26 protein-coding genes and 3 pseudogenes are annotated in these 26,383 nt (G+C 35.6%); 8 read left to right on the top strand and 21 right to left on the bottom strand.

The window, feature by feature from the left end:
- Positions 1–20 precede the first annotated feature (20 nt).
- Both OOK90_RS03225 and OOK90_RS03230 read right to left on the bottom strand, forming a co-directional pair.
- A pseudogene (locus OOK90_RS03225) lies at positions 21–1,093 on the bottom strand (integrase core domain-containing protein).
- A 45-nt stretch (positions 1,094–1,138) separates the two neighbouring features.
- The gene (locus OOK90_RS03230; RefSeq protein WP_264705704.1) at positions 1,139–6,700 is read right to left on the bottom strand and encodes a tetratricopeptide repeat protein; all 5,562 of its coding nucleotides are present in this window, start codon (positions 6,698–6,700) and stop codon (positions 1,139–1,141) included.
- Positions 6,701–7,208: 508 nt separating this feature from the next.
- Here OOK90_RS03230 and OOK90_RS03235 point away from each other — a divergent pair.
- From OOK90_RS03235 to OOK90_RS03245, 3 genes are all read left to right on the top strand, one after another.
- Positions 7,209–7,655 carry a plasmid pRiA4b ORF-3 family protein gene (locus tag OOK90_RS03235; RefSeq protein ID WP_264705705.1) on the top strand — a complete coding sequence of 149 codons (447 nt, stop codon included), beginning with the start codon at positions 7,209–7,211 and terminating at the stop codon, positions 7,653–7,655.
- 250 nt (positions 7,656–7,905) lie between these two features.
- A complete protein-coding gene (locus OOK90_RS03240; RefSeq protein ID WP_264705706.1) occupies positions 7,906–10,296 on the top strand; it encodes an ankyrin repeat domain-containing protein in 2,391 nt (796 codons plus the stop codon).
- 172 nt (positions 10,297–10,468) lie between these two features.
- On the top strand, positions 10,469–10,762 hold the full coding sequence (locus tag OOK90_RS03245) for a hypothetical protein (protein WP_209472997.1): 294 nt from the start codon (positions 10,469–10,471) through the stop codon (positions 10,760–10,762).
- 33 nt (positions 10,763–10,795) lie between these two features.
- On the opposite strand, the gene OOK90_RS03250 is transcribed toward OOK90_RS03245, so the two are convergent.
- The 17 genes from OOK90_RS03250 to OOK90_RS03330 all read right to left on the bottom strand — a co-directional run bounded on the left by OOK90_RS03250 (position 10,796) and on the right by OOK90_RS03330 (position 21,726).
- On the bottom strand, positions 10,796–10,954 hold the full coding sequence (locus OOK90_RS03250; RefSeq protein ID WP_209472999.1) for a hypothetical protein: 159 nt from the start codon (positions 10,952–10,954) through the stop codon (positions 10,796–10,798).
- Positions 10,955–10,966: 12 nt separating this feature from the next.
- A complete protein-coding gene (locus OOK90_RS03255) occupies positions 10,967–12,469 on the bottom strand; it encodes a recombinase family protein (protein ID WP_209473001.1) in 1,503 nt (500 codons plus the stop codon).
- On the bottom strand, positions 12,463–12,897 hold the full coding sequence (locus OOK90_RS03260; protein WP_264705707.1) for a DUF2924 domain-containing protein: 435 nt from the start codon (positions 12,895–12,897) through the stop codon (positions 12,463–12,465). The genes OOK90_RS03255 and OOK90_RS03260 overlap by 7 nt, the downstream gene beginning before the upstream one ends.
- Positions 12,898–12,940: 43 nt before the next feature.
- Positions 12,941–13,522: an ankyrin repeat domain-containing protein gene (locus tag OOK90_RS03265; protein ID WP_319803536.1), complete on the bottom strand. Its 582-nt coding sequence runs from the start codon at positions 13,520–13,522 to the stop codon at positions 12,941–12,943.
- A gap of 184 nt (positions 13,523–13,706) precedes the next feature.
- The gene (locus tag OOK90_RS03270; RefSeq protein ID WP_264705708.1) at positions 13,707–14,276 is read right to left on the bottom strand and encodes an ankyrin repeat domain-containing protein; all 570 of its coding nucleotides are present in this window, start codon (positions 14,274–14,276) and stop codon (positions 13,707–13,709) included.
- Between the two features lie 16 nt (positions 14,277–14,292).
- The gene (locus OOK90_RS03275) at positions 14,293–14,991 is read right to left on the bottom strand and encodes an ankyrin repeat domain-containing protein (RefSeq protein ID WP_264705709.1); all 699 of its coding nucleotides are present in this window, start codon (positions 14,989–14,991) and stop codon (positions 14,293–14,295) included.
- A 184-nt stretch (positions 14,992–15,175) separates the two neighbouring features.
- Positions 15,176–16,336: a phage tail protein gene (locus OOK90_RS03280; protein WP_264705710.1), complete on the bottom strand. Its 1,161-nt coding sequence runs from the start codon at positions 16,334–16,336 to the stop codon at positions 15,176–15,178.
- Positions 16,336–17,145: a baseplate assembly protein gene (locus OOK90_RS03285; protein ID WP_264705711.1), complete on the bottom strand. Its 810-nt coding sequence runs from the start codon at positions 17,143–17,145 to the stop codon at positions 16,336–16,338. The genes OOK90_RS03280 and OOK90_RS03285 overlap by 1 nt, the downstream gene beginning before the upstream one ends.
- A 2-nt stretch (positions 17,146–17,147) precedes the next feature.
- Positions 17,148–17,483 carry a GPW/gp25 family protein gene (locus OOK90_RS03290; protein WP_264705712.1) on the bottom strand — a complete coding sequence of 112 codons (336 nt, stop codon included), beginning with the start codon at positions 17,481–17,483 and terminating at the stop codon, positions 17,148–17,150.
- A gap of 5 nt (positions 17,484–17,488) precedes the next feature.
- Positions 17,489–17,743, bottom strand: a complete 255-nt coding sequence (locus OOK90_RS03295) for a PAAR domain-containing protein (protein ID WP_264705713.1) — start codon at positions 17,741–17,743, stop codon at positions 17,489–17,491.
- Positions 17,744–17,746: 3 nt separating this feature from the next.
- On the bottom strand, positions 17,747–18,202 hold the full coding sequence (locus OOK90_RS03300; RefSeq protein ID WP_264706177.1) for a phage baseplate assembly protein V: 456 nt from the start codon (positions 18,200–18,202) through the stop codon (positions 17,747–17,749).
- The gene (locus OOK90_RS03305; protein WP_264705714.1) at positions 18,189–18,662 is read right to left on the bottom strand and encodes a hypothetical protein; all 474 of its coding nucleotides are present in this window, start codon (positions 18,660–18,662) and stop codon (positions 18,189–18,191) included. Before OOK90_RS03305 ends, OOK90_RS03300 begins: the two co-directional genes overlap by 14 nt.
- Positions 18,662–18,790: a hypothetical protein gene (locus OOK90_RS03310; protein WP_264705715.1), complete on the bottom strand. Its 129-nt coding sequence runs from the start codon at positions 18,788–18,790 to the stop codon at positions 18,662–18,664. The genes OOK90_RS03305 and OOK90_RS03310 overlap by 1 nt, the downstream gene beginning before the upstream one ends.
- Positions 18,787–19,619, bottom strand: a protein-coding gene (locus tag OOK90_RS03315; RefSeq protein ID WP_094189578.1) for an IS5-like element ISWpi1 family transposase whose coding sequence is annotated in 2 segments (ribosomal slippage) — positions 18,787–19,250 and positions 19,250–19,619 — 834 coding nt in all. Because the reading frame shifts where the segments join, the coding sequence is not laid out codon by codon here. Before OOK90_RS03315 ends, OOK90_RS03310 begins: the two co-directional genes overlap by 4 nt.
- Positions 19,620–19,646: 27 nt before the next feature.
- Positions 19,647–20,090 (bottom strand): phage tail protein, encoded by a 444-nt coding sequence (locus OOK90_RS03320; protein ID WP_244663090.1) that lies wholly within the window; start codon positions 20,088–20,090, stop codon positions 19,647–19,649.
- Positions 20,091–20,396, bottom strand: a complete 306-nt coding sequence (locus OOK90_RS03325; RefSeq protein ID WP_209473009.1) for a head-tail joining protein — start codon at positions 20,394–20,396, stop codon at positions 20,091–20,093.
- The gene (locus tag OOK90_RS03330) at positions 20,380–21,726 is read right to left on the bottom strand and encodes an IS110 family RNA-guided transposase (protein ID WP_264373686.1); all 1,347 of its coding nucleotides are present in this window, start codon (positions 21,724–21,726) and stop codon (positions 20,380–20,382) included. Before OOK90_RS03330 ends, OOK90_RS03325 begins: the two co-directional genes overlap by 17 nt.
- 266 nt (positions 21,727–21,992) lie before the next feature.
- On the opposite strand from OOK90_RS03330, the pseudogene OOK90_RS03335 reads away from it, so the two are divergent.
- Positions 21,993–22,499, top strand: a pseudogene (locus OOK90_RS03335) (hypothetical protein); the annotation flags it as partial.
- Positions 22,500–22,550: 51 nt separating this feature from the next.
- Here the strand turns inward: OOK90_RS03335 and OOK90_RS03340 are convergent.
- Entirely contained in the window at positions 22,551–22,967 is a 417-nt protein-coding gene (locus OOK90_RS03340) for a GNAT family N-acetyltransferase (RefSeq protein WP_264705717.1), read from the bottom strand.
- Between the two features lie 8 nt (positions 22,968–22,975).
- Positions 22,976–23,686, bottom strand: a complete 711-nt coding sequence (gene ccmC, locus OOK90_RS03345) for a heme ABC transporter permease CcmC (protein ID WP_010962525.1) — start codon at positions 23,684–23,686, stop codon at positions 22,976–22,978.
- 135 nt (positions 23,687–23,821) lie between these two features.
- Here ccmC and OOK90_RS03350 point away from each other — a divergent pair, with 135 nt between their 5' ends.
- The 4 genes and pseudogenes from OOK90_RS03350 to OOK90_RS06715 all read left to right on the top strand — a co-directional run bounded on the left by OOK90_RS03350 (position 23,822) and on the right by OOK90_RS06715 (position 26,360).
- A complete protein-coding gene (locus tag OOK90_RS03350; RefSeq protein WP_006280267.1) occupies positions 23,822–24,652 on the top strand; it encodes a pyruvate, water dikinase regulatory protein in 831 nt (276 codons plus the stop codon).
- 49 nt (positions 24,653–24,701) lie between these two features.
- Entirely contained in the window at positions 24,702–24,830 is a 129-nt protein-coding gene (ykgO, locus tag OOK90_RS03355) for a type B 50S ribosomal protein L36 (protein WP_006279631.1), read from the top strand.
- 49 nt (positions 24,831–24,879) lie between these two features.
- The gene (locus OOK90_RS03360; RefSeq protein ID WP_010962526.1) at positions 24,880–25,194 is read left to right on the top strand and encodes an FtsB family cell division protein; all 315 of its coding nucleotides are present in this window, start codon (positions 24,880–24,882) and stop codon (positions 25,192–25,194) included.
- A gap of 79 nt (positions 25,195–25,273) precedes the next feature.
- Positions 25,274–26,360: pseudogene (locus OOK90_RS06715) on the top strand (IS3 family transposase).
- The last annotated feature ends 23 nt before the right edge of the window (positions 26,361–26,383 follow it).

Raw genomic sequence — 26,383 nt, forward strand, 5'->3', positions numbered from 1 at the left:
GCTTTGAATAGAAGCATTACTTAAATAACTTTGGGCTCTAAGATGTATGGTCCCAGAGTGTGATGGTGTGGATTTAGTATAAATAATTCTGGAGACTGTGTCCACTGATAACATATAAATTCATAAGGAGTAAGACCCTTAAGAGTTTTGAGTCTCTTTGCATAATTATAAGCCATAACAAAGTTATAAAGGTGTTCTTTAAGTTGCTGGTGCGATTGATAGTAATACTTCTTAACTGTAGCATCCTTTAAAGTTTTATTCATACGCTCAACTTGCCCATTTGTCCAAGGATGGCTAACTTTTGTCAAACGATGTTCAATAACATTCTCTTCGCAAACTCTATTAAATATGTGTTGGAAAGCATACTTATGACGCTTCTGGTTTGTAAATTGTATACCGTTATCTGTCAAAATATAGCCTTTCTTATAATAGTCCGAATGCGATAAGATATGTGTTTATGGCTATAGCAGGCCAGTAGCATATTACGGTCTGTTCGGATTATTGTAAAAAGAGCTATAGTATGGATTTTATACGGTAAAATTCTAATCAAATTACGTAAGAACTCAGCAGCTATGGGTTTTGTAGCACTGTTACGCAACTCAACATAGGTAAATTTGGATGTCCTATCAATAGCAACAAACAAATGTAATTTGCCCTCCTCAGTTCTAACTTCAGCAATATCAATATGAAAGTAACCGATAGGATATTGTTTGAATTTCTTTTTTGACTTAACTTCTCCATCAACAGTTGGTAATCTGCTAATGTTGTGTCTTTGTAAACAAAGATGCAAGCTAGAGCGAGTCAAACGCGGAATTGTAGACTGCAGAGCGTAAAGGCAATCATCTAGTGGCAGTAGTGTATACTTGCGAAATGTAACTATTATAGCTTCCTCTTCTAGCGTTAAAACAGTCGATCTTGGACGCTTTGGACCCATATCAGCATCTTTCGTAAATGAACGTTTTCTCCAATTAATAATAGTTTTTGGATTAAGTTTATAATGCTTGGAGAGTTTTGCTATGCTCTCTTTTCTATTTTGTATTGCTCTACGAATCGTCTGTGTTGTTTTGGCGCACCCATGCAATATTTGTCCCATAACTCCTCCTTTGATGGTATTTTTTTCTCATATTTTATCATACCATCACACTCCGGGACTGTACGTCTTTTCAAAGTGTGTCACTGATGCTTCATCAAATACACTAGAAGGATCATACGAACATGAGCTGAGGATATCTACCAGCAAATCTAGTTTGCCATTACTCAACATGTCCACAATCCTATCAAATCTCTCCTTAGGATTACTACAACTCTTACGCACTCCACTGGGTTTTATTACTTCATTAGAGAATGCTTCAATAATATCTTCACTACTAACTGAATTCTTAGCAGATTCACTAAATTCTACCATCGCTCTAGCTAGTACAAAATTACCAAGATTATCAGGGCAAGCAATCTTTTCGAAAATGAAGAAAGCATTTAGAAAATACTTTTGACTTCCTTCATCGTCACGTACAAGATAACGAGCTTTACCAATCTCAATCAACAAATTAGCTACTTCGTGACTATCATAGGAAAAAAACGTGATAAAATAACGCAAAAGATCCTCAAGATAGTAGATGCACCTATCATAATTGCCTAAATCTCTATGGGAAACAGCAAGTTTTACGACTATTTTAGCTAATTTTGGAACTTTATCGTGACCAACCTTCATAACGTGATGTAAAAGGCATTCAAGATACTTCTGTTCACCTTGCATATCATCTAGAAACACAGAGACTTGAGCTAGCTTTTCCAAGGCTTCAGTTACTTTATCGCTATATCCAGGAACCTTTTCAAAAACAGGTAAAAGACATTCAAGACACTCCTTCTGCTCCCTATGGTTGCCTAAACATTCATATGCTGCAGCGAGGCTCTCTCGCATTTCAGCTACTTCAATATGCTCAGGGCCATAAATCCTTATCAGAGTAGGCAGAACCTTTTTTATATACGCCTCTTGCTCCTTATGATGACCCAAATCCTCACAAGCTATTGCTAGCTTTTTCATTACCTCAGCCACCTTAGAAGTATCAGATCCATAAAACATTGTAAAAACAAACAAACACTTTTGAAGGTACTTCTTTTGCTTCTCATACTCACCAAAAACCTCATATATTCTAGCAAGGACCTCTTGCACTTCAGCTACCTCAAGACTCTCAGGTCCGTAAAGCTGAGTAAGAATAGGCAGAGCCTTTTCGTATAATTGTTTTTGTCTTGCGAAGCTACAACAATCAGGATGAGAGTTAGGTATCAATTTGAGTAACGACAGGTAATCTTCTCTTAGCGTTTTTTTGTCTCCACTCTCTTTTACTAGCCAATCACCCATATGGAAAAACAACTCTTCCGAGTGTTTCAAAAATTGCTTTTCCCTACCATAAACCTCACCGATGCCAGTACTATCAAAGAGAAAATCCATGAGTAATCCAAAAGTCTTTTTCATAACTTCTTTGCTTTTACCTAGTTCCTCTAATATTAGTCTCGTTGTTTCTTGAACCAACCGATGAACACTCACCGAGCTTTTCTCCTTTGTGATATCTACTATAGAACTTGCCACAAGCATCCGGATGGAAAACTTCAACTCACTGTTATCTTTTTCTACTAAACTTAAAAACAGCTCTACGGGAATATCATCTGACCCAAGGTAGGAGATAACATGAAGGATATCCAAAGCAAGCCTCCCATATTCTTGATTACCTTTTATCTTATCTACTGTGATTTTCCACGTCACAAGAGTCGTATGGAAATATTCGTTATTAATATCAGAAAGTAAAGTATAACTAAGAAGCTTCTTCTTATCGATCACATATAGGTTTAAATAATCATCAATACCAAACTTATCTACTAATCTTCGATCTCTGATATACGAAATTGCTTGCTGAATCGCTAAAGGGAAATATTGTAGTTTTTCCAGCAAAATTCCTATCTTTTCTTGAGATTCATCCTCTATGTCTAATCCATTCTTTACAAATATAACAGCATCTTGGTAACTCATAAGCCCTAGTTCTAGACGCTCCATTTCCCCTGCCCAGTCTCGATTACGAGAAGTAATCAAAATATGAGGCCAGCTATTCCCTGAATATTGAATATTCAATGGCAAAAAACAACTTATATCTTCAATCTTGTCAAGGTTATCAAAAATAAACAAACTTTTGTTAGTTGCAAAAAAACTAAACACCTTTTTAACAATGATCTCTATAGGCTGCACCTTTTCACCAGTAGCTGGTGTAGAGAAATTCAACCCATGATCTCTGTCAAGCTCAAGAAAAGATTCTACAATTTTTGCCTTACTTACGGAGTTTATCCATATCACATTTTCATTATAATCCTTGGCATATTTTTTTATATACTTCCTAGCTAACTGAGTTTTACCAATACCACCCAACCCAACTAAACATAGCATTCGTGACACGAGCGATAATCTCTTCGAACTACTCTGCATTTTACTATGTAAATCCTCTAATTCTCTTTCTCTTCCAGTAAAAAACGATACTGGATCTCTAACTCCAAACCAGACAGGTTGCGAACCTCTTTCCCCCGTTTCTTTAACATATTTCTTCCTTTTGTTACTACAGTCCTCAGGTGAATCACTTTTGCGTTTTATACTTAAGTGACATAGCGACTCCTCGTTATTATGTGAAGTCAAGAAGGTGTTTCCGATTTTTTCTGATAGGGAACTGATAGAGGAATCACCAGAACTCTCCGTATCACCACCAGGACCTCCTCTACCATCATCAGGTCCCCCTGGACCACCACCAGGACCTCCTCTACCATCATCAGGTCCCCCTGGACCACCACCAGGACCTCCTCTACCATCATCAGGTCCCCCTCTACCATCAACACCTGGGAACGCATATCTCGCGTAGGCTAGAAGAGTATCGACTTTAGCGTGGAGATTTTGCGTTGCATCAAGTACTTCAGAGCACTTTTGCGCAACAGGAAGTATATCGGACTTCTGAGCTCGTTCATCACGCAACATTTCTTCCATTATTAAATTACATTTGTTTACAACATCAATGTTTTGTAAAACATACTTATGAGGTTGCTGCTGAGAAAAGTTATTTACATCTACCATAAAGATTTTGCGATGCTGGGAAGAAGATTGACTTCCCTTTTTCTCAAAATTGAAAGGCAACCTAGTGCCATGTTTGATAATAAAATTTTCGGAATATGAGAATATTTCCCCTTCTGATACAAATACGGGTGTTTTATCATATATTTCATTAGTGTTCACACTGCTATCACCACTTTTTACACAAAACAAAGGTGATGACCCTTCATCACAACCACCTAAAAGGGCAGCTTCCACCATCAAATCACATGATAAATGTTGAATATTGAAATTTTTTGAAATATAGTCCACCATTCTAAAAGCGGCACAAGATGATAGAGTTGCTATTACTTTAGCGTTTGATTGACATTCCGTAACAGACTGAAACGGTCTTTCGAAGCCTTGAAAAAGCCTAACCCCAGACCTTAAGAGGCATTTTTCTAAATCACCAAAAGGCAGGGATTGCATTAATCTGGAAAAATTCTTGATCTCTTTTATTCTAGAAGCAGATAAACCTTGAGCACATTGATGAGGCGTGTTCGAGCGGAATAGTACGAGCTGATCTGGAAGTACAAGCTTTTCTACCAAGAACAAAAAACTCGATAAGAGCACCTTCGCAAAAAAATGTAACTTTTCCTCTGGCGAAACTATATTCGTGGAGGACATCTTATTGAAAAACGAAGTTGTTGGCTTCATCAGCAAAAACAAATTGGTTGGAAAAATCTGTGTCTCTTCATGACCATTAACATCCTCCTCACCTCCAGCATGTTGTACAGGGTCTAAATCAGAACTAAACTCACGATTACAAACCTCCAAAATCTCTTTTGCCAAAAATTTTAACTCTCCAGTAATCTGCCAATTAGCATTTTCCAAAGAAGAGTGAACACGAGGTATTTGGTTGAAACACATTTCTTCTGTAAGACAGTATTTGTACCTCGATTTTTCATCAACTTCTACTTCTCTGTAAACCAGATGGGGCAATTCTAGGAAGCATAAAGTCCCATCACGAATTACGCAACGATTAATCTCCCCAGGAAAGAGATCACGAAACCCCCATGATGATAATTCCTCGACATTAGAGTCTAATTCTAATTGGTAATAATCTTTATCATGCTTTATCCCTGGAGCAGAAATGAATTTTGCAGTAGAAACAAAGGTCTTATGTCCTCTTTGAAAATTAGGAATCCCAGAAACAACGGATCTGTACCTTTTTGAATTACCATGTATAACCCCTTTGAGCATTTCCTCGATATTAAATTCAGTTTCAGTATTTGAGGCAAAGTAGTCTATTATCCTGTTCACAGCATCATCTGCTAAATCATAGATTGAATTATAGATTCTATCTTTCCCTGATAATTCTTTTTCCCTTGCAAATTGCTCCTCATAAGCAATAAAAATATGCATAGCAACCTTAATGAACATAATCCTAGCATCTGGCTGATTGACATAAAACTTGTGTATCTTGCTAGCTAAAGATTCAACCTTTTTCTTTTGAAAAAATTTTGAGATAGAAGTCGCTATCCATTGTAAGCCACATGTCAGAGAGGTGAAGTAACTTTTATCATAAGGTAAAAAATCATAAGGATTAGAGAAGGCAGGAATGACTCTGTTGAAAAGCACAGCATACTTGCCTTCCTTATATCTTCCCTCAAGCAACCTTTTAGAAAATTCTAGAAAATGCCTTTCAAAGACAACAACAAAACGCGAAGAAAAAACAACCATATAAGTTAATAAGTCATGCCCAGCGGATAATGAACCGGTAAGTAACCTGCCTTCATAAAAAGAGTCTCTTCGTTTGCTTCTTTCGCCTTCATTCATAATGGATTCCTGCAAATTCATTATACTCCGTAAAGGCTTTGCAGATAATCCTCTTCCTTGCAATTTTTTGAGAAATTCTACATCCCCAGTATACACGGTCATCAATACATAATAACAAGCCCACCAACCACAGTCAGCAGAATTCCTTTGTTGTCCTGTAATATCATGAGTATCAATAAAATCTATTTCATCTTTTGAACAAAGGGGAACAAATCTCTCAAATTCTGAATACACGTGGGAAAGTTCGTGAAAATCTTCACTTTCTATCATTCCGGTCATACTTTGTACAAGTTTCTTAGGAAGTTTATGTTTAGCGAGAGAATCAAAAAAATAAACTCTATACTTATTATTCTCTATTACTTTACCACTTACATTTGTATATTTTTTAGGCAGCAACACCCAACCGACCCAGTGAGATCCCCCTTCTTTGTTAACATTTTGAGGTTTATTAGCAAAAACACTTGCAATATTAACTATAGAAACAAAAGGCTTATCTAATTCAATATCATAATGATCATTTATACAAGAACCATCTCTGGTTCTCCTTTTACAAACATGCTGAAGTACGTTTAGAATATAATCATCATGATTAAGACCAGGACAAACGGGAGCAATGTAGTAGGCAAGTTCACCTTTTCCAATTGCCTGATTCATAAAACTATCTATATTAAGATTATCTGCCCATGTTAAAGGATTACCTGAATCATCACTATCGAATTCTACTTTGCTTAAACTATTATAGATACTAGTTGCCTCCAGATGGCTTATGCAGAAGGAAGCATTTGTTTTTCTTTTACCCATTTATTTTATCACAAAATAACATATCCTAAATGATACGAATCTCAATATATCTTTGCAACAATTTTTATCTGTAAATTAATCTTTATTTTTAAACACGTTGCTATTAATTGAGCGTATATTATGTAGAAAACCTAAATGCTTCGAGAAAGCATAAGTAACACCCGTGAGAACAAGTTTTTTTGGGATGCGTTGATCTACCAAGTGTATCGTTCGAACTTTTCTTTATAATAATTTTATTATATTGCAAAATCAGCTATATTAGCCTACTTTTGCCACATTTAGGTATGAACTAATTTGCCCAACTTCGTTGCAACAATTTTACGTTTTTATTTTCACAACGCCGCTTTTATTTAAATTGTTCTCACAAAGGTACGTACTTTTTCGTGTTTTTTAGAAAGTAAATAATTAAATTGTTGTTGCCACTAGTTATTTAAAGTTTATGCATTAAGCTTGACTTGTGTTATTTTTTTGCTACTGGTTAATTCAGTATAAGTTAAAGGTAAATTGGGTGGATAAGAAAGGAAAAGTATACCTATTTAAAGTTTCTCTAAACAAAAAAATCTATCGTGAAATGGCATTGAAAGGTACATCTAGTCTTTATAAATTTGCAGAGATTATCATAGATGCTTTTAATTTTGAATTAGATCATTCATTTGGTTTTTATAGTAATATAAATGATATTTATAAAAGTAATGAAGTATACACTTTATTTTATGATACTGATTCTAGTCTGACTGTTATGCCTAATGAAAAAAGCGTCAGAAATTCTTATATCTATAAGGTTTTTGAGTCAGATAAAAAAATGATTTTTCTTTTTGATTATGGTGATAATTGGGAATTCTTAGTAGAATGTTGTGGTATCATTGAAGCAGAGGTTGGAAAAAGATATCCAAAAGTTACTAAAAAGCAAGGAAAAGCTCCTCCACAATATCCTGACTATGACGATGAGGAGTAACCACAGCAGGTAAACAACCTCTTTATATTTTTATGACAGTGATACTAAAATAGGCACAATGTTGTTAATCTGGCAGGCTTTTTTGCATGGCTAATTAACAAGCAGAAGCATAGTAGGCTCAGAGGTCAATGTCAGTGAAGTTTATGGATATCAAGCTAAAAAATACTAAAGTGAGAAAAACTATTCTTGCATTAGCTTTTATTTGTGCTATGTATTATACGTAATATTTTTGATAGATCAGAGGGAAAGCATGTCAAATGAAGATATTGAGTTTAAGCAGGCTTTTGAAACAAATCCAGGAGATGAAAAATGGTTAGAACAGGAAAAAGGGGAAGAATTCAAAAAACAGTCACCATGGGAAAATTTGGACGTGTCGGAAAAATTGAGCGAACAGAAAGAATTTAAAAGACGCCTAAAGCTGAAAAGGTTCGAAGAACAGCTAGAATCGGAAGGATTGAAGAACCAGCTAGAATGGGAAGAATTCAAAAAACAGCCACTAGAATGGGAAGAATACCTAAAGATGAAAAGATGGGAAAAACGGCTAGAACTTGAGGGAGGAGAGGAACAGCTAGAATGGGAAGAATTCAAAAAACAGCTAACATGGGAAAATTTGGACGTGTCGATAAAATTGAAAGAATGGCAAGATTGGCTAGAAGAAAAGAAGTGGTCCCTAGAGGATAATGAGCATGAATTGATCAGAGAATGTTTCTTCACACATGGTATTGATACTTTGATAGATTCTGCTAAAGGTTTATGTACTACTAATTTAATGCATGCATGGTTTTGTGATGAATCTGATTTAACAGAAAATCAAAAGAAGTTAAATAAAAAATTATTAAATATTCTCAGCGGATCTCCAGATACTGGTGGTAGGGATAGTTATAGCTATAGTTCAAAAGTTCATAGATTTTTAGAAAGAAATAAGGACGATCTGAAAACTGTTCTTAACCTTAAAAGAGGAGAATCTGGATTGACAGTATTGCATGCAGTAGTAAGTATGGCTGTAGAATATGGAGGGAGGTTAGCCGAAGAATATGTATCTGCTGCATGTTTACTCATAGAAGCAGGAGCTAATCCTAATATAAAGAATGATAGAGGACAGACACTCTTACATTATGCTGCTATTGGGTCTAGCGGTGATGGTATAGGTTACCTTATAAAAGCAGGAGCTAATCCTAATGCACAGGATATTGAAGGGAAAACACCTTTGCATTATGCTGCTGGCCTTGGTTATAGCAGCAGTATAGAATCGTTCCTATGGAATGGAGCTAAGTGCGATGTACTTGATGAAACAAGGAAAACCCCACTACAAATTGCAATTGATAATCATCAATACCATATTAAAAAATACTTTCCAACTGATAATCAAAAGAGGTTGAATGAAGAATTACATGGTATAATGCGCGAATGTTCCCATGCTAAAACAGTTAAAAATCTAAAAGAGTTTTTGGATAAACATGAGGGTGACCAAGATCTAAAAGTGGTTTTAAATTTTCATGATGAAGAAGGAAAGTCAATAGTGTTGCAACATGCCAGAGATATTTTTTTTGTTTCTAAAGCTGCTGCTGAAGTAGAAGACTTACTTTTGAAAGCAGGAGCAACTGACCAAAAAGACTATAGCAGGGAAAAATGTTTGCCTAAATCCAGGACCCTATGGGATGATTTAATACCAGACCAGAAGAAGAAGCTAAATGAATTTTTTGATAAAGTACATCGAGCTCAAGATATGAAACAACTGGAAGAAGTTGTAGACCAAGCTATACGGTCTGGAATAAGGTTTAACTTTCCTATTCGTCCAGATAAAGTGGCGTACCAAGATGCATGTAATTTTACAGATCATGTAATAAAAAAAATTAGTGCATTAAAAGAGAGTTCTAAAATTGCAAATCAGATAGAAGTTACTAGTGATATAGTATATAAATTGTTATCAAGAGGAGCAGTGTTTCATAACTTAAGTAGTATAGATGTAATCAATACACTGGAGTCAGAATTTAAAGACCACACAACCAATGTGAAAGAAGCTTGTGGTAAGTATATCAATAATACTTTAAAGTTTATGAAAATTGTTAAAAGTGCAGCTAATGGTAGAGTAAAAAATGTAAAAATGGATAATTCTACTTTTTACTTAGAATACTCAGAGAACAGCAAAATAGATATTGCGAAGATTACAGATGGAGCAAGGCGTTTATGGCTAACTCAAGGAGAAATAGAATACGGAAGAGATATAATAAAGATCGGTAAAAGTGAGGTAGAAATTATAACGAAAAATGGTATAAGGAATTACACAGACCTTGCGGATAATAGTGATATAGCATTGACTTTCTACACCAGTGAAGGAGAATTAGAAGTTAATTTGTACCCTGACAAACAAGATAAAGATAAAATAATAGTAGAAGTGAGTAATAAAAAGGAAATACTGGAAAAGTTCAAAAATTGTAAAGAAGAATTAGGTGAGAATTGCTCGCTTGGTGGGTGTCTGGTCTACAATGCTATTGAACAAGGCTATTTTGAAAGGTCTGGAAAATTGATACGTTCTGAGGCTATGAGTCAATCTAATGGCCAAACAAAAAAGAGTTCTTGGATAGAGCGTGAAGAAAGGAGAAGAGCCCCAAGTCTCGAAGAAACAGTAAGCCGTGCTTAGGGTGAAATGGAAATGTTCAAAATTTCATGGTGATGTTAAGTTAACAGCTTAAGAGATTTTCTAAAGAAATTATCTTGATGTTTATGATCTTTCAAGCATACCACTAGCTTTAAGATTTTGTGGATCCAGTTGTTCTACATCTTCCACTTTCTCGAGCTTGGTGTTGGGATTTATGATATTATACAGCGCAAAACCTATACACGCTAATCCAACTATTCCCACAACCGCTGCTACTACAGGCATTTTCATGATATACAATGCAACACAATTTACCAATAACACCGCACCAACACTACCAAATATGATTGCTTGCCTTTGTTGCAGTGCTTTTGCTGATAGGTTTTTGTCTGCAGCATCACCATTAAAACATGGTTCAGCGGAAGATGGGCTGTCAGCTCTATCAACGGAAGTTGGCTCTACAGTAGTTTCTACTTGCGCTTTTTCGCTGTTTTCACATATAGGTTGAAGATCTTCACTATTTATATTACATAATTTAGTGTCAGTTTCTGTAAACTGTATTGGTTTGCTTTTTTATTTCAACTTTAACTTCCTCAACATCTGCCGGCATCTCCATATCAGCTCCTTTTGCGGTAGTGGTACCTTTTTTATTTCTAAGCTTTTCAGCAATATCTTTCCATATTTTTTTCGGTGTTCTCATAATGTTTTTCTCCTATTTCTTTTGTAAATTAAGATCATAAAACTTCTCCAACTGCTCACTCCACAGCATCGGTATTTCCCTTAAATCAACCAACCTCAAACTACTTGGCTGCCTCCCATTTACTATGTCTTCCTTAATTTTTGGAGCTAAATAATTTAACCTTAAAATTTGCTGTATACGTCTTGTACCTATATTAATTTTAACGCTCAGCTCTTTCACACTTCTATATTTTCCTTCTTCTAGCTGCCGTTTCCACAGATGGGCTCTTACCACTGCTTTCAGTAGCGCATTGTTTGTTTTGCCTTCTGGTTCTACTACCGTGCATTTGTTTCCTTTCTTCTTTAAATTCATTGCTATAAATGTCTTCTCTGACTCAGAATGCACCTCTATTCCATCTTCTTTCACCATTACTCCCTTTATTAATTTTTTCACTGCTTCTTTCTGTTCTCTGAAACTTAAATTTTTCCATTCTCTTTCTCCCCTTTCTTCCCAATTTTCATATAAGAGTTCAGCTCTCTTCATTACTTCTTTTTCCACTTCTCCGGCGACTATTGTTCGGTTCATCGACTCGCAACCTTTTCCTCTTAAATGGTTATTGCATATATAATATCGATACCTTTTATTTTCTTTTTTTGAGTATGTCAGCGTCATGTTTACACTACAGCTCTTGCACTTTATTATTCCCTTTAGCAGCGCTTCCTCATATTTTACTTTTCGATATGGTTGATTCTTTATCAATTCTTGCGCTTTTTGCCATTTTTCTTCTTCTATTATTGCCTCATGCTTTCCTTTATACTGCTTCTCATAATGCCGTATTTTTCCCATATATATCGGATTTGTTATTATCCTCCTTACCGTGGCCTTTTTAAAAATATCTGATTTCGTTCGGTACCCTTGGCTATTTAACTCTCTTGCCAATTCTGCCATTGATCTCAGCTCCATATATCTCTCAAATATATGCTTTATTACTTTTGCTTCTTTTTCATTTATTATTAATTCCTTCTCTTTTACATCATACCCTAGTGGCACATTCCCTCCCATCCATAATCCTTCCTCTTTCGATGTTGCTATTTTATTTTTTACTCTCTCTACTATCATTTCTCTTTCTAGCTGTGCCGCTCCTGATAACACTGTTTGTACAAATTTTCCCATTGGTGTGTTGTTATCAAATATTTGCGTCACTGCTACAAAACTTATCCGGTGCCTTCTAAAAAATGACGTTACTTCTATGCAATCCTTCGTTTCCCTTGATAACCTGTCCAACGTGTATACTACCACGCAGTCTACCTCTCCGGCTTTTACATCTTCAAACAATCCCTTTATCGCTGGTCTTTCTAAATTTTTTCCTGAAAATCCACCATCGTCGTACCTTTTTGCTAATGCTATCCACCCTTCTCGGCTCTTTATGTATTTTTCACATGCTACCCTTTGTGCGTCCAAGCTATTAAACTTTTGTTCTAGTCCATCCTCATTTGATTTTCTCGTATATATTGCGCATCTTACTTCTTTTAGCATTTTTTCTCCTTTTCTCTCATTCCAAACAAGAGCGGTCCGTTATAACTCATTCCCATTATTTTCCCTGCTACTGCTGATAATGACGTATAAAACTCTTCTCGGTAGATTAAACCAGTATCTGTTACCAATACCGCATGCGTTTCCTCACCTCTTTCTAGTATCAACTCCGTTCCCTCCACTGGCAGTTTATCACTACTTATTCTTTTCCCCTGTTCTAGCCGATTTGCCAGGTATTCTAGTCTTTTTGCTCCTTTTCTTGATATTTCTCCATACGTTTTCTCCTGCAACCTATACGCCAATCTTGGTATCAGGTATTTCTTTGAGTGTCTAGGTGCCTCTTCCCCAAATACCTTTTTCCATATTTTTTTCAGTTCTGCTAGTGGTTTTTTCTCTAAACATTTTACCTCTTTTTCTACTTTTTTTTCCATATAATCACCTTTTCAAACACAGCCCTTCTGAATTTTTAAAACGCTATAGCACTTTCTCATCCACAGTTTCTAGCTCTTCCTTTGCCACTATCACACCTGCTGTCGTACTTTCCGATACAACCCTTATTCTTTCTATGAACTCTCTCTGTTTATTTGCCATTTTTACGTTCTCTAACACTTCTTTTATCTCTTTATTATTTCTCGCATAATCCATTGGGGTCTTGCCAAATTTATCTTTTTGTTCCACATTCCCTCCCGCTTTTACTAGCTCTTCTACTATTTTTATCTCTGCTACCATGCACGCAAGGTGTAACGCGGCAAATTTGCTACTTCGTTCCACTGCGTTTACCTCCACTCCTGCCTTTATCAGCTCTTTTGTGTTTTCTACACGTTGCCCCATGACTGCTAAGTGCAGTGGTCTATATTGTCCCGCATCCGCCACATTTATATCTGCTCCTTTCTTGATTAATAACCTCACTTTTTTTGGATCTGGCATTCCCACCGCGTAATGCAATATCGTCCTCCCTTTCGTGTCTTTTTTATTAATATTTTCTATTGAGTTATCTAATACTTCTTTCCATGACTTATTAAATTCTTCTCTTTCTTTCTTACTAAATTTTACCATAAGTTCCTCAGCTATTAATGCAATATAAAGTGGCTCCAATTTGGCTCACTTTAGCGCTTAGCAAATCTTGTTTGTTTACTAGCTACTTTTTCACTTAGGGCTGTTTTGGCATAAAAAGCAAGTTTTTTTTTACAAAATATACATATTTTTTCAGCATATTATATTAAGATATAAATCTATATGTTTAATCTGTTAAATCTACCTCCTGCAGTTGTAATTCATTTACGTTTCGTTTCTCCATTATCTCCTCTATTGCCTTGTTTGCTTCTCCATACATCACCGCCACATCTCTCATATTCACTCCCCTTTTCTCTAGAAAATTCGTTACCTTCTGGTAAATCTTCGCATAGTTTAGTGGACTACATCCAAATTTATCTACTGTATCAAGATCTCCTCCCGCCTTCATTAACTCTTCTATTGTTCCTTTCCTCCCTGCTAAACAGGCTAAGTGTAGTGGTACTGCTTTGTTGTTCGACTTTGCATTTACCTCGGCTCCTTTCTCTATCAGTGCTTTCACATTCTTTCTCTTTCCTAAAAATGCTGCTAGGTGCAACGGTGTCTCGCCTCTATTGTTTCTATCGTTTATACCTGCACCTTTTTCTATTAATAACTTTATTACTTCTGGGTTTGACACTTGTGCTGCTCGGTGCAATGCCGTACAACCACCTGAATCTTTTCCTTTTATGTTTTCTTCTGATATTGCTTTCAGTAACTTATCAAAAGCATTTTTTGTTTCTTTGTTAAACTTTACCATAATATACCTCAACTATCTATCTTTCATCAAATTCTTTAATCAGAGTGTTCATCTTGCCCACTACCCTGCTTATTACGTTGTTAAAATCTTCTATTATTAGCGACTCATCTCTTTTTCTTATTTCTTCTAAACTTACCACCTTCCCTTTTAACTTCGGTAAAAATTTTCTACTCCATACATCTACCATTTCTCCAACCGACTCCACTATTTCATCACATATCTCTGGTCTATCTCTTACTACACCTCCTTGCTTTTCCAGGAATTTCTTCACCTCTTTATTCTTTTCATTGTCCATTAGCCAATACATTGGTGTATTACCAAATTTATCCGGCTGATTAACGGCCGCTCCTGCTTTTACTAGCTCTTTTATTATCCTTTCTGCCCATACCATACACGCAAGATTCAGTGGCGTATATTTGCTAATTCCTTCAGTAGCATTTACTTCCGCTCCTGATCTTATCAGCTCTTTCACGTTCTCTAGACGTTTCGCCGATACTGCCCAATGGAGCGGTGTAAAACCCCTGTTATCTCTCGCATTGACATCCGCTCCTTTCCTGACTAGAAAACTTACTTTTTTTCTTGTCGACATTCTTGCTGCCTTATGTAGTATCGTTTCCCCTTTTTCATCTTTTTCATTAATATTCTTAAACGAGTTGTCTAATAATTCATAAAATGACTTATTAAAAGCTTCTCTCTTTTCCTTGCTAAACCTCATTACACACCTCACTATAAAAACATACGCCAATTTGGCTCTCTTTAGTGCAAGATCAATTTTTTTTGTTTACTTGCTACTATTTAAGTTATGCGTGTTTTAGTATAAAAAGGCAAGTCTTTTTTCGCGTAGTACACCTTTTTTAACTAAATACTAATATAGTATATGAAGATATAAATATATATGTTTAGTATATTAAGCATATGGGCTGTCTTTCTTTCCACGACCTGTTCAAATGCCGATGTTCGTGCCAAGTTGAAACGCCTCCGTAAAATACTAAAATGTAGTTTTCTAGCTCGTATGTTGCATTTTTTTGCTTTGAATCCAATTCGTTTTCAAAATGAATGTAGTGTTCTGCTACGCTAAATCTTATTATTTTGGGGGTAGAGAAATTCTTTACTTGATAGTGGTGAACGGCAAAAAATCTTTCTAAAATTGGCTTGTATTTTAAATTCCACAGTTCTTCAGATAGTTTGCTACTTCCCAATACAAATTTATTTCCTCTTTCTTCTACGCTACTAACTGGAAAGCACGCATTTATGTCTCCTAAATCCCAACTATCCGATAATATAACTTGCGCTTTCGCAAACTTAATTGCCGGTAATAAGCTCTGTGGTAGCGGATATAGCGCTTTGAAGTTATACCACACATGATTTCTTTCATAAATACCGTTATAATTCTTTGTGTGAGGTTCGGTTTCTCCAAGTATTGCTACATCTAGCCTATACAGATCATTACTTAATGCTTGCTCGTAATGAACTCGAAAAGTACCAAACTTAAAAGTTGGATTTAAGATTTTTAGCTCAAATGTGTTCTTCCGACCAAATGATAATACTGGTCCATCTTTTTCTATTTTTACCCCTGAATAATCCGATAACAAACTGCCAAAAAAACTTTCGTCTAAAATAAACCTATCAACGTTGTAATAATCGTTAAAAATCCTCATTAGCCGTGATCTTGCAGGTAATGATAGTTTTGCCAGCTCTACAACTGCATCAACGAAGAAGTCATTCGGTACATCTCTTATCCCTACCTGCAACTCAAAAAAGTGTTTACCGGGTGGCTCTTCAATAATTGTAATATCATCTATACTTGCCCATTTTAATGCTATTTTCAGCGATGCTGGTGTTCCTCTTAAACGCTGAAATTCTACCCCTTCTTTTATCGCTCTTCTTTTCTCTTTTGCCCAACGCAGAATCTCTTCTAGACCATATTCCTCTATTATCCATGGCAATACTTTTTCCCCTGGGCTAAATTTAAACCCTCTAATGCAACCATGGTCTACTTTGTAATCAATAGCCTCTACTAATGCTTTTTCTTGCTTTGTTGCGTTTGGCGGTAATAACATTAACTTTTACCCATTAGTTCAATATTTAAGCTTTGCAAAATAGCACACTCATTTCCCAGTACCACAACATCCTCCTTTGGCTCTATTAATTCCACGTTTTCTACTCCTTCCATAAACAAATTGGCTATTATCCACGACCTTGTCACCTTCCATCCTAATCTTTTTGTTGTTTCAAATTTTTCTATAAATCTCTTCTTCACTGTTTCAATAATGTCTGGTCTTTTAATGCTAATTTTGCTGTGGATATCTATTTCAATAATATTGCAACCAACTACTGTTATCGTATCTGTTAATACCCTTATATCATCCCTGGTGACTTGCTTTCCTACAATATCCAGTAGTTCTTCAGATGCTATGCCATTTGTGGATAACTCCGTGGATAAAATCGAGATCTCTACACTCCCTGGCACTTTTGATTCAACCAGCGCATCCTTTACTCTACTATCTGCTGAAAGTGCATGAAATCGATAATGCTCTTTACTTCCTCCAGTGCTTGAGCCAACTATTTTTGCTTTAATTCTTTTTCTAAAGCGTTCGTCATCCTCTTCTTTTTCTCTTTCAACTCCATAAAACTCAGCTAAATTATCAAGATCTTCTCCCGTCGCAAACTTAAGTAAATTACTTTTTACCGCTTCGTTTATTCTTTCTCTGAGCAAAAGTTCTCGCCATGCTGCGACTTCTAATACCTTCATCGCTGGGTCACTTTCTACTAATGCTGTAAAGCTTGCATCACGCTTCACTAACTCTTCTTTCATCCGAGAAAAAATCTCTTCAAAGTTCAGTGGTTCGATAATATTTGGCTGCTCCATCTTTATACCACAACCCCGTCAAAGCGAATATTTTTTCCACTTGGCAAGTACAATCCTTCTAAATCAAGCGTTACTTTCCCTTCTTTTACTTCTGTGATTTTTACTTTTTCTAACTTGAATCTTTTTTCCCATTTTTCTAGTGCTTCCGCTGTTGCCGCATAAATTTCTAACGTAAAATCACGATTTACTGGCTTATCTACTAATTCAAGTAACCTCGATCCATATTCCCTGCGCATAACTCTACTAGCAACCGGAGTGGTCAAAATATTAATTATTGATTGTTTCAGATGATCTAAACCTTCCAGTTCCTTCCCACTAGTAGCACTCATACCACGCATCTTTTTTACCCTGCAAATACATTTTTGCTATCACCCATCACATGAAAACCACACGATGCCAAGTCACCGGTTCTTGTTATGCCAATATCATTAACAAATACGCTGTTTGATCCTTGCGTTAGTGTCTCTCCCATAGTTAAGATATCTCCTTTTCGACACACAGATCTACCGTTTACAAAAACATCGTTACTACCACTCATACAAACATGTGCTGGTATTCCACTGCAATAATCTCCTACACAAACGATTGCTTTACCCATATACTAGTTTAGATCTATTCTTTTTGCTTTGAGTTTTATTCCCTTTTTTGTCATTTCTATACTTGATTCCCCAACTTTTAGCGTTATTTTATCTATTACATCTATCTCTAAATGATGTTTATCTTTATCGTACGATAACTTTGTCCCATCTTGAAATTTTGCACTATTTATTTCCTTTTTATTCTCCGGAGGGGGATATTTCTCCTGATATATTGCCGGTAACACCACTCCTAATGATAATTCCCCGAACGGCGATAACACTACTACCTGTTCATCAATATTCGGTGGTGACCAGCTTTCAGCTCGATAAGTTATCCATGGTAACCAATCTGTTAAAAATTCTCCTACTTTGACCCTTACTCTTGCTTTTTCATAGTCTACTTCTTTAACTAGACCTATACGAATAATGTTCGCTAGCCTTCTATTTAGCTCTGCAATCGCAAAATTATGCTCTAAAATTTTCGCCAACACTTATCGTATGTGGTATAACCCCAATTTCTGACCATATTGATTCCCCTGTATGTAGCTCGTGTACCCATTCTACCAACCACACTAAATATGCATCCAACTCTGGTTTAAAATCATCTCCTCCTGCTGATAAAAACTCTCCAGGTGCAATATTTTTCACGTTCCAAGTATTTTTGTTTACTACTCTTGCTACTTCTGCTGCTAATGATCTCACAATTATCGAGGCATTCTCTACTGTACTATCAACTACAATTCTTGCTTCAAATCTTGCTCTCAGCGCGAACTCCTCTGTTCCTGGATCTTTTCCTTGCTCTAAACTTGACAATTCTACAAATACCGCTGGCGCTACTATTTCCCTTCTTATCGTTGGATACACTTCACATGTCTGTATCTCTGGTATTTCTTCCTTTAGCATTGTACAAATTTTCTGATGTAGATCTCTCCAAAACATTACTTTATATATTCTAACTGTTGGTGAAAATATTTCTCAAATACTCTCTCTACTCCATTTTCGGCTAACTCTTTCATTGTTTTCCGAGCTTGCGTGTTTAGAGGTTGTCCGGAAACTAGTAAATTCAAGCATATTCCCTCTTTAACATAACCCTACTCATAGCTAGGTATATGAAATTCTCAGTGGATGTTGTGAGTAAATCATACTCCTTCGATAGCCTTCTATTCCTATTAACCCAAGCAAAAGTCCTTTCTACAACCCATCTTCTTGGCTGTACTTTAAACCCTTGTTCTCTTGTTGGTAGTAGCTCAGGTGGCGTATCTTTGTGCACCCAAAATCTACATGGAGGCCTTTTAACAATTTCAATATCTATGTCATATTCTTCCTTTATGTGATTCTTTAAATTTCTTCCTTGGTATCCCATGTCAGCCCACATTTTTTTAACTTTAGTATATTTTGTTCTCATATTGTTTAATGCTATTTTAATACCATCTCTATCATTTTCGTTAGCAGCGCCTACGTAACAACCTAGTATAAAACCCTGAGTGTCTGTAATTATATGCCTTTTTCTACCCTTTACTTTTTTACTTCCATCATAGCCTTTGATCCCCCCTTTTCTGTAGTCTTTACAGATTGACTATCTACTATACAGGCACTCGGCTGCTCATTCCTTCCTATTTTTCTTCTACTATATTTTGTAATTTCATAATTCATTTTCTCAAAAATTCCCTGCTTCTTCCATTGCCTGAACTGCTCATACACAGTCTTCCATAGCGGAAAATCATTTGGTAAATACCGCCATTGACACCCTGTACGCAATACATAGAAAATTGCTTCTAATATTTCTCTTTTGCTATACTTTGGCGGCCTTCCTCCTTTCTTGTATGATACTCTGAAGTGTTTTTCTATTCTTGCCCATTCCCTTTCGCTTAGATCTGTTGGATACTTTTTTCTCATCTTTACCCCGTACTAAAATTTCAGATATTATAGCCTTTTACTTGTTTCCGGACAACCTCTTACTTTAATTTCATCTATTGGTAACGGTGTCATATACCTTCGTCTGAAGATTCCTATATGACCATTTTTCATCGTTGCTATAAATGCTCCTTCATACATACGGCTTCCTGCCCTTGCTCCTATCTTTGTCTGTTTTATGCTCCCAAGTTTTGCTACTCCTATCCACTGCGAACTGAGCTTCACTATCGACCATAAACGCTTTCTATTTGCTTTATCCACACTTAACTTTTTTCTCATTGCTTTTTTTGGTATTTGTTTTTCTTCGCTAACTTGTTTGACAGTTTGCGATCTTACCCATAGTGCTGTTTTGTTTAATGCCCTCACCGTTGCTTTTTCCACTTTTTTCCTTTCAGCATCTATACTTTGTATTACCTTTTCAATACTACCGGTGACTTCGATGTTAATACGCATCTACACCCCTGACGCTTGAATTTTCCAGATCATTCCAGAGTTATCTCTGAGTGGCGGTGAGTGTACTTTGTATCTACGGTTACCAATAATAAAGATATCTCCTACCATTGGTTGCAATACATCAAAGACACTCACCTCCAAAATCAACATCTCCCCTACAAATTGTCCTTCACCAATACCATAGAGTTTGTCTGGTTGCTGTTTTAATATCTGCACCAGGTATGACTTATTCTTTGACTCATACAAAGCTTGCTGTCCTAAATGTGTAAAACAATCTTCTAAGAAACTCCTAAGAACCTTCTTCATCTATCGGCTCCTCTTTCATTAGTATATAACCAAATTCCTTTGCTTTTTTAGTCAAATTTTTGACTACTCTCTCTTTGTAGAGTGTTTCATAATAGTTCATTCCTTTTTCTACATATTCTTGTCCATATTTTAGCATATTATAAAAAATACATGCTAATTTCCTTGCTGTAGCAGTGATCGCTTTTGGTATCCCTAGTCGCTTCTTTAACCTCCTGCAGTATGCACCAAGTGCAGTGTTGCTTCTTGATACACAATGAGCAGCAAGTCGCAAGGCAGTTGCAGCACGATTAACAACTTTACGAGTTCTTGTTCCAATAATTTTCCCTCCTGTAATTTTATTAGCAGGACTTAATCCGAGCCAGGAAGAAAAATGCTTTTCTGTCCTCCATTTATTGTGATTTATACCTGTTTCTGAAATGATAGCCTGTATACTTAATACATCAAGTCCTGGAACTCTAGTAAAATCCATCCCCGTTATTCGATATAAATCTTCATCTACGGCAAAATCTGGACTATTCTTCTGTTTTCTCTTTCGTGTCTTATTCAATGCCCTGTTCTCATTCGACTTTGTTTCAAATGTTTTATAGTAATTTTCTATACTTTTATCACATCCCGTTATTTGCTCTTGAAAAAAAGTATATGCTGCATATTCTTGTTTTAGCACAAACAAGTGTTCCTCTCTATAATCACCAGCTAACGCTTTTGCTATAGTAGACTGATCATTTTTTATTCGTGCATCCCTGAATTTAGCCAATTTCTCAGGATCTCTTTCGCCTTCAATTATAGCTTCAATGATTTTCATACCAGTTATCCCAGTAATATGACTAATAACCTTGTGTAATTGAATATTCATTTGAATTAGCGCTTTTTGCATACGTTGAGTATGTTTAGCTGCATTTTCAATTAGATTAGCACGTTGTCTAACGTAACTACGCAGTACACACATTTGATTATCCGGTCTAAATGATCCTTGAAGCAGTCCATAGCTGTGCAATTGTTGCAGCCATTGACAATCTTGAACATCAGACTTTCTACCAGGCACATTTTTGACATGTCGCGCATTTACTAATTTTACTTCAAATTTATGTGATTCTAATATTTGAAATAAGGGAATCCAATATACTCCAGTTGACTCCATGGCTACAGTTCTAACCTGACACTTTTTTAACCACTTTGCTAAGTTGTGTAGATCTACTGTAAAGCACCCAAATTTTTGGATACGTTGTTCATCTCTTCCTTCAGGTACACATACATAATGTACAGTCGAGCCAATATCAATCCCTGCTGCATCAAGGTTTATTGTTTTTAATTTACTTTTTGCTTCTGCCATATAAAATCCCTCCTATATTATTATGATAAGAAGCACTTCAGCTTGGGACGGTTAGGTTATACAATCTTCTAAACGAGGTAGCCCAAAAAGAACTCCATCAATGGTTTTACCATTTCCCCCAAAACCATGCTTTCAAACGGGCATTTATAGCACCATTGATTGTTTCGGTTATAGCTGCAGAAGCGCTTCTTCATAACACTATACCCAAAGAACATAAAGTAAAGAGGGAGTTTCTTTTTGGTTTTACAGATTTTATCTGTTCTGGGCTTTTAAGCGAAAATCTCAGAGAGAGGTTATTGGGGTCAGGAGTTGCTCTAGAAGATGAAGATGTTGATGATGTTGTTGAAGTCAGAGTATCTACCGTTATAGATTTATTGAGTGATTATGCTAAATTGGAAGATAATAAAGAACACAGAGAGTTATTAATAAGTAAAGTAGCAGATAATTTAGGACTTTCCACTCAAGATAAAACAGCACCAGAAGTATTGATGGAATTAGGCTCTTTACCTTCTTTGACAAAAGGTCAGGTTAATCATAATCAAGTGCAGTCTGTTGTAAATACTTTTATTAAGTTAATTATTGAAGGGAAAAGCGAAGTATACAAAAAAGGAGGTGCGATTAATGCAATTGATGCAATTCATAAGGAGATAGATAAGGCAATTGTTGAGCAAGAAAAAAAAGCAACCAACAAACAAGATATAGAAAATGATAAATGGACAGATAGAATCAAAAAACAGAATTATTCTGCGGAATCACATGAACATTTACCTTAAAGATATTAGTAGGCTCTTTAAATATTTTAGAGTTCATGGTTACAACGGTTGCTATTTTACAGTGCATCTCACAACACTTTCTTCAAAAATATACATGTTAACATACCCTGGACGTACAAGATCACACTTATACTCAAGCTTTTCATAAAATACTTTCGCTTTTTGAAAATTCATGGTTGCAACGGTTGCTATTTTACAGTGCATCTCACGACCATAATCATGAACTTCTTCCATTAGCTGCTTTCCCATACCTTTTCTTCTATAATCAGAGTGCACCCAAAGCAAGTCAGTGTAAATTGAACCATAGATAACAAAACCGCTACAACCTACAATAATTTGTTCAGTATCATCGCGAATAAAAAAAGCAAATGGGTTACACGTACCTTTATCAACGGTTTCTTCATTAATCTTTTTGAGTAGGAATTCAATGTCTTTGCTACTTGGTGATGTGGTGTGTTCTATTTTCATCTCTCGGCCTAATACCGCATACTGATTTCTCTCTTTATCTTATATAAATTAATTAAGTAAAGTGAATACAGTATCCACACTACTAAAAAAAATGTGGCACAAAACATAAACATTGCAACCAGTGGCAACAGCAGGGAACTTTCTATTGCTATTCCACCTTTTCTCAAAATGCTTGCTGGCTGATGGAGAGTGGACCATAAATTCACGGAAAATTTTACTATAGGAATATTTATAGCACTAAAGATGGCAAATACTGCTGCTGATTTTTCTGCCCTCGCTTCATTATCAAAAGCGCTCCACAATGAAAGGTAGCCAACATATAGGAAAAATAAAATCAGCATTGAAGTAAGCCTTGCATCCCATACCCACCAAGTGCCCCAGGTTCCTTTTCCCCAGATGCTGCCTGTGATTAAGCATATTGCCGAAAAGACTGTCCCTGCAGGAGCAGCAGCATGTGCCAAGACACTAGCAATGCTATTGTTCCATACCAATGAAATGAAACCAAGTGATGCAATTAATCCATATATTCCAAGAGCAAGCCATGCAGAAGGCACATGAATGTACATGATTCGTACAATTTCTCCTTGTTTATAATCTTCTGGAGAGAAGAATAACGCCAAAGACATTCCAATTAAAAAACATGCGAAACAAATAACCCCAAGCCAAGGTAGAGCTTTCTTAGAAAAATAAGAGAAATTTGTAGGCTTTAATAAAAACATTCGTTTTGAGAATAATTGTGTTAAGAATTTACCAATTAGTTTGAGTTTTATCAACAGGATAGTTTTTCTATATTTACGTAGGTCAACAAATTAGCATAATTTCAGTAGCAGATTGCTAGCTATTATTTTTAGTATATGACCCTTAAAAAGCTTAATCTACACTTAGTATCAGATTCAAGTGGTGAAACTGTTATATCAGTTGCAAAATCAGCTCTGAAACACTTTCGTTCTGTAGAAACGATCGAATATGTTTGGTCTTTTGTAAAAGGAGAAGAGCAGATTGACAAAATTCTGGAGGAAATTAATAGGAAAAGTGATGAGCATAATTTTGTTATATGCACTATTACTGATGATGAGCTAAGAAAATATCTAAAAGATAACTGTATAAAGTTGAAAATTCCCTATAGAGCAATATTATCACATATTATTAGAGAAATTTCGTCTTATCTTGAAATTGAAAAAGACGAAAAGCTTGACTTGCATACTGAGATAAATAACGAATATTTTCAGCGCATTGAGGCAATAAACTACACTATTAATCATGATGATGGACAAAATATTCAAGATATTGATAAAGCAGATATAATTTTGGTTGGAGTTTCACGTACATCAAAATCTCCCACCAGTACGTATTTAGCTTACCGAGGCTATAAAGTTGCAAATATTCCTTTTGTTAGTGGAGTACCCTTTTATGTTGACTTGGCAAAATTAAAAAATAAACTAACGATAGGGGTAACAATAGACGTAAGTAGGCTAATAGAAATACGCAAAAATAGACTTACTTCAATTAACAACGAAGATAATAATATATATGCTAACCCTGAGAAAGTAGAAAAGGAAATTAAAGAAGCAGAGGAGCTCTTTAAACAGAATAACTGGCCAATTATCGATGTCACGCAAAAGTCGATCGAAGAAGTATCAGCAACAATTATACAATATTTTAATAAAATGTTATCAATTGACTAACTCTTGATAAGTGATTATAATGTAAAGTAATTTAATTCTTACTATAGATATGAAAGTCAAAGGGTCGCTAAAATCTCATCGTAACAGAGATAAAAATTGTAAAGTTGTGAAAAGGGGTGGTAAGATTTACATTATAAATAAGGTAAAGCCAAGGTGTAAAGCGCGTCAAGGTTCTTAGCTTTTTGTTCACCTTTTCATGTTATATATTTTTTATATGTGAAAGTACGGTGCTTATATCTAAAAAGAAGCAAAAGTTACTGTGTTTAAGCGCAGCCTTACTCATTTCTTCCCTTACATTATATTTCAGCATTAGCACAATTACAGGTAAACGTGGCTTATTGACGTTAATCGATTTAAAAAAAGAAATCGAGTACAATAAACTTTTGCTAAAGGATGTCTCTTCTGAAAAGGAAAAGTTGGACAACAAAGTATTTGGCTTATATGAAAAAAGCTTAGATTTAGATCTGCTTGATGAGCAAGCAAAAAATGCTTTAGGTTATGTGAACCCTAATGAACTTATGGTTGTTCTTGACGTGGAATAGCAGTAGTGACCTTACCCAGAAAAAGTGGAGAGAAAGAAAAGAGTTTTTTTGGGTAAAATAAAATTTTGGAGGATTAGAAATGGTAAGAGAATATACGGCAGAATTCAAATTGGAAGCTGTTAAACTGGCAAATGAACAAAGAAAGGCAGGTCAAACAATTACAAAAATAGCAAGAGATTTAGGAATAAAGGGTGGTTTATTAGGAAAATGGATGAAGAAATATAACGAAAAAAAGTCAGCGGCAAATGCATTTCCAGGTAGAGGTAACATGGCTCCTTACGACAAAGAGAGGTTTGATTTACAAAGCAAGAGTAACAAGGGAAAGAGACATTTAAAAAAAAGCCCTGGCCAGTCAAAAAGAGTAAAATATTTTTTTATATAGTAACTGCTATAAAGTACAGGAATTATGTAGGATTTTCTGCTAGTGGCTACTATAAGTGGACCACAAGAAAAATAAGCAGTAGAGAATCAGCAAATAAAGAGCTACTCGAAGCTATTCAAAAAATATATCAAGTTTCTAAATGTAGATATGGAGCTCCTAAAATTCATGCTGAATTGAAGGCTTTGGGTAAAAGTTGCAATTTGAAAACGGTGCAAAGTATTATGCAGAAAAATGACATCAGGGCTATACTGAGAAGAAAGTTTAAAATTAAAAAACAACAAACAGATAATAGAGCTGTAGCTCCCAATATACTAGATCAAAACTTTATTGTTGATCAACCAAATAAAGTATGGGATTACTTACATCAAAACCAAGGAGGGATGGCTATATTTGGCAGCAATAATTCTCACGTATGGTAGTTAATGAGTAGTGCAATAAATAAACAATTGGTTATGAACTCTTTATTAATGGCCATTAATAGGCGTAAACCTGTTAAAAATCTACTGCTGCACAGTGACCAAGGTTCACAATATACTGCGCAAGGGTATCAATATCTCTTAGCTGTAAAGAATATAGATGAGTAATAAAGGCTGTTGTTACGACAATTCTGTTGCAGAAAGCTTCTTTAGCTCATTGAAAAGAGAAATACTTATTGATACTTCACAACACTCTGCTCAACAAACTAGAACTGCAATATTTGAATACATAGAAATTTTTTATAACAAACAACGTCACTATTAACTATTGCATTCCAGAACAATTTGATGCATCATTCTTTTTGTAAAAAACATTCCACACTTTCTCTCC

This window comes from Wolbachia endosymbiont (group A) of Ancistrocerus nigricornis, from assembly GCF_947250785.1.
Classification (GTDB): Bacteria; Pseudomonadota; Alphaproteobacteria; order Rickettsiales; family Anaplasmataceae; genus Wolbachia; species Wolbachia pipientis.

Bases quoted from the DNA above. Each gene is read 5' to 3' on its own strand.
- OOK90_RS03230 (WP_264705704.1), bottom strand. From the start codon at position 6,700: ATGGGTAAAAGAAAAACAAATGCTTCCTTCTGCATAAGCCATCTGGAG.
- OOK90_RS03240 (WP_264705706.1), top strand. From the start codon at position 7,906: ATGTCAAATGAAGATATTGAGTTTAAGCAGGCTTTTGAAACAAATCCA.
- OOK90_RS03245 (WP_209472997.1), top strand. From the start codon at position 10,469: ATGATATTATACAGCGCAAAACCTATACACGCTAATCCAACTATTCCC.
- OOK90_RS03250 (WP_209472999.1), bottom strand. From the start codon at position 10,954: ATGAGAACACCGAAAAAAATATGGAAAGATATTGCTGAAAAGCTTAGA.
- OOK90_RS03255 (WP_209473001.1), bottom strand. From the start codon at position 12,469: ATGCTAAAAGAAGTAAGATGCGCAATATATACGAGAAAATCAAATGAG.
- OOK90_RS03260 (WP_264705707.1), bottom strand. From the start codon at position 12,897: ATGGAAAAAAAAGTAGAAAAAGAGGTAAAATGTTTAGAGAAAAAACCA.
- OOK90_RS03265 (WP_319803536.1), bottom strand. From the start codon at position 13,522: ATGGTAAAATTTAGTAAGAAAGAAAGAGAAGAATTTAATAAGTCATGG.
- OOK90_RS03270 (WP_264705708.1), bottom strand. From the start codon at position 14,276: ATGGTAAAGTTTAACAAAGAAACAAAAAATGCTTTTGATAAGTTACTG.
- OOK90_RS03275 (WP_264705709.1), bottom strand. From the start codon at position 14,991: ATGAGGTTTAGCAAGGAAAAGAGAGAAGCTTTTAATAAGTCATTTTAT.
- OOK90_RS03280 (WP_264705710.1), bottom strand. From the start codon at position 16,336: ATGTTATTACCGCCAAACGCAACAAAGCAAGAAAAAGCATTAGTAGAG.
- OOK90_RS03285 (WP_264705711.1), bottom strand. From the start codon at position 17,145: ATGGAGCAGCCAAATATTATCGAACCACTGAACTTTGAAGAGATTTTT.
- OOK90_RS03290 (WP_264705712.1), bottom strand. From the start codon at position 17,483: ATGCGTGGTATGAGTGCTACTAGTGGGAAGGAACTGGAAGGTTTAGAT.
- OOK90_RS03295 (WP_264705713.1), bottom strand. From the start codon at position 17,743: ATGGGTAAAGCAATCGTTTGTGTAGGAGATTATTGCAGTGGAATACCA.
- OOK90_RS03305 (WP_264705714.1), bottom strand. From the start codon at position 18,662: ATGTTTTGGAGAGATCTACATCAGAAAATTTGTACAATGCTAAAGGAA.
- OOK90_RS03320 (WP_244663090.1), bottom strand. From the start codon at position 20,090: ATGCGTATTAACATCGAAGTCACCGGTAGTATTGAAAAGGTAATACAA.
- OOK90_RS03325 (WP_209473009.1), bottom strand. From the start codon at position 20,396: ATGAAGAAGGTTCTTAGGAGTTTCTTAGAAGATTGTTTTACACATTTA.
- OOK90_RS03330 (WP_264373686.1), bottom strand. From the start codon at position 21,726: ATGGCAGAAGCAAAAAGTAAATTAAAAACAATAAACCTTGATGCAGCA.
- OOK90_RS03340 (WP_264705717.1), bottom strand. From the start codon at position 22,967: ATGAAAATAGAACACACCACATCACCAAGTAGCAAAGACATTGAATTC.
- ccmC (WP_010962525.1), bottom strand. From the start codon at position 23,686: ATGTTTTTATTAAAGCCTACAAATTTCTCTTATTTTTCTAAGAAAGCT.
- OOK90_RS03350 (WP_006280267.1), top strand. From the start codon at position 23,822: ATGACCCTTAAAAAGCTTAATCTACACTTAGTATCAGATTCAAGTGGT.
- ykgO (WP_006279631.1), top strand. From the start codon at position 24,702: ATGAAAGTCAAAGGGTCGCTAAAATCTCATCGTAACAGAGATAAAAAT.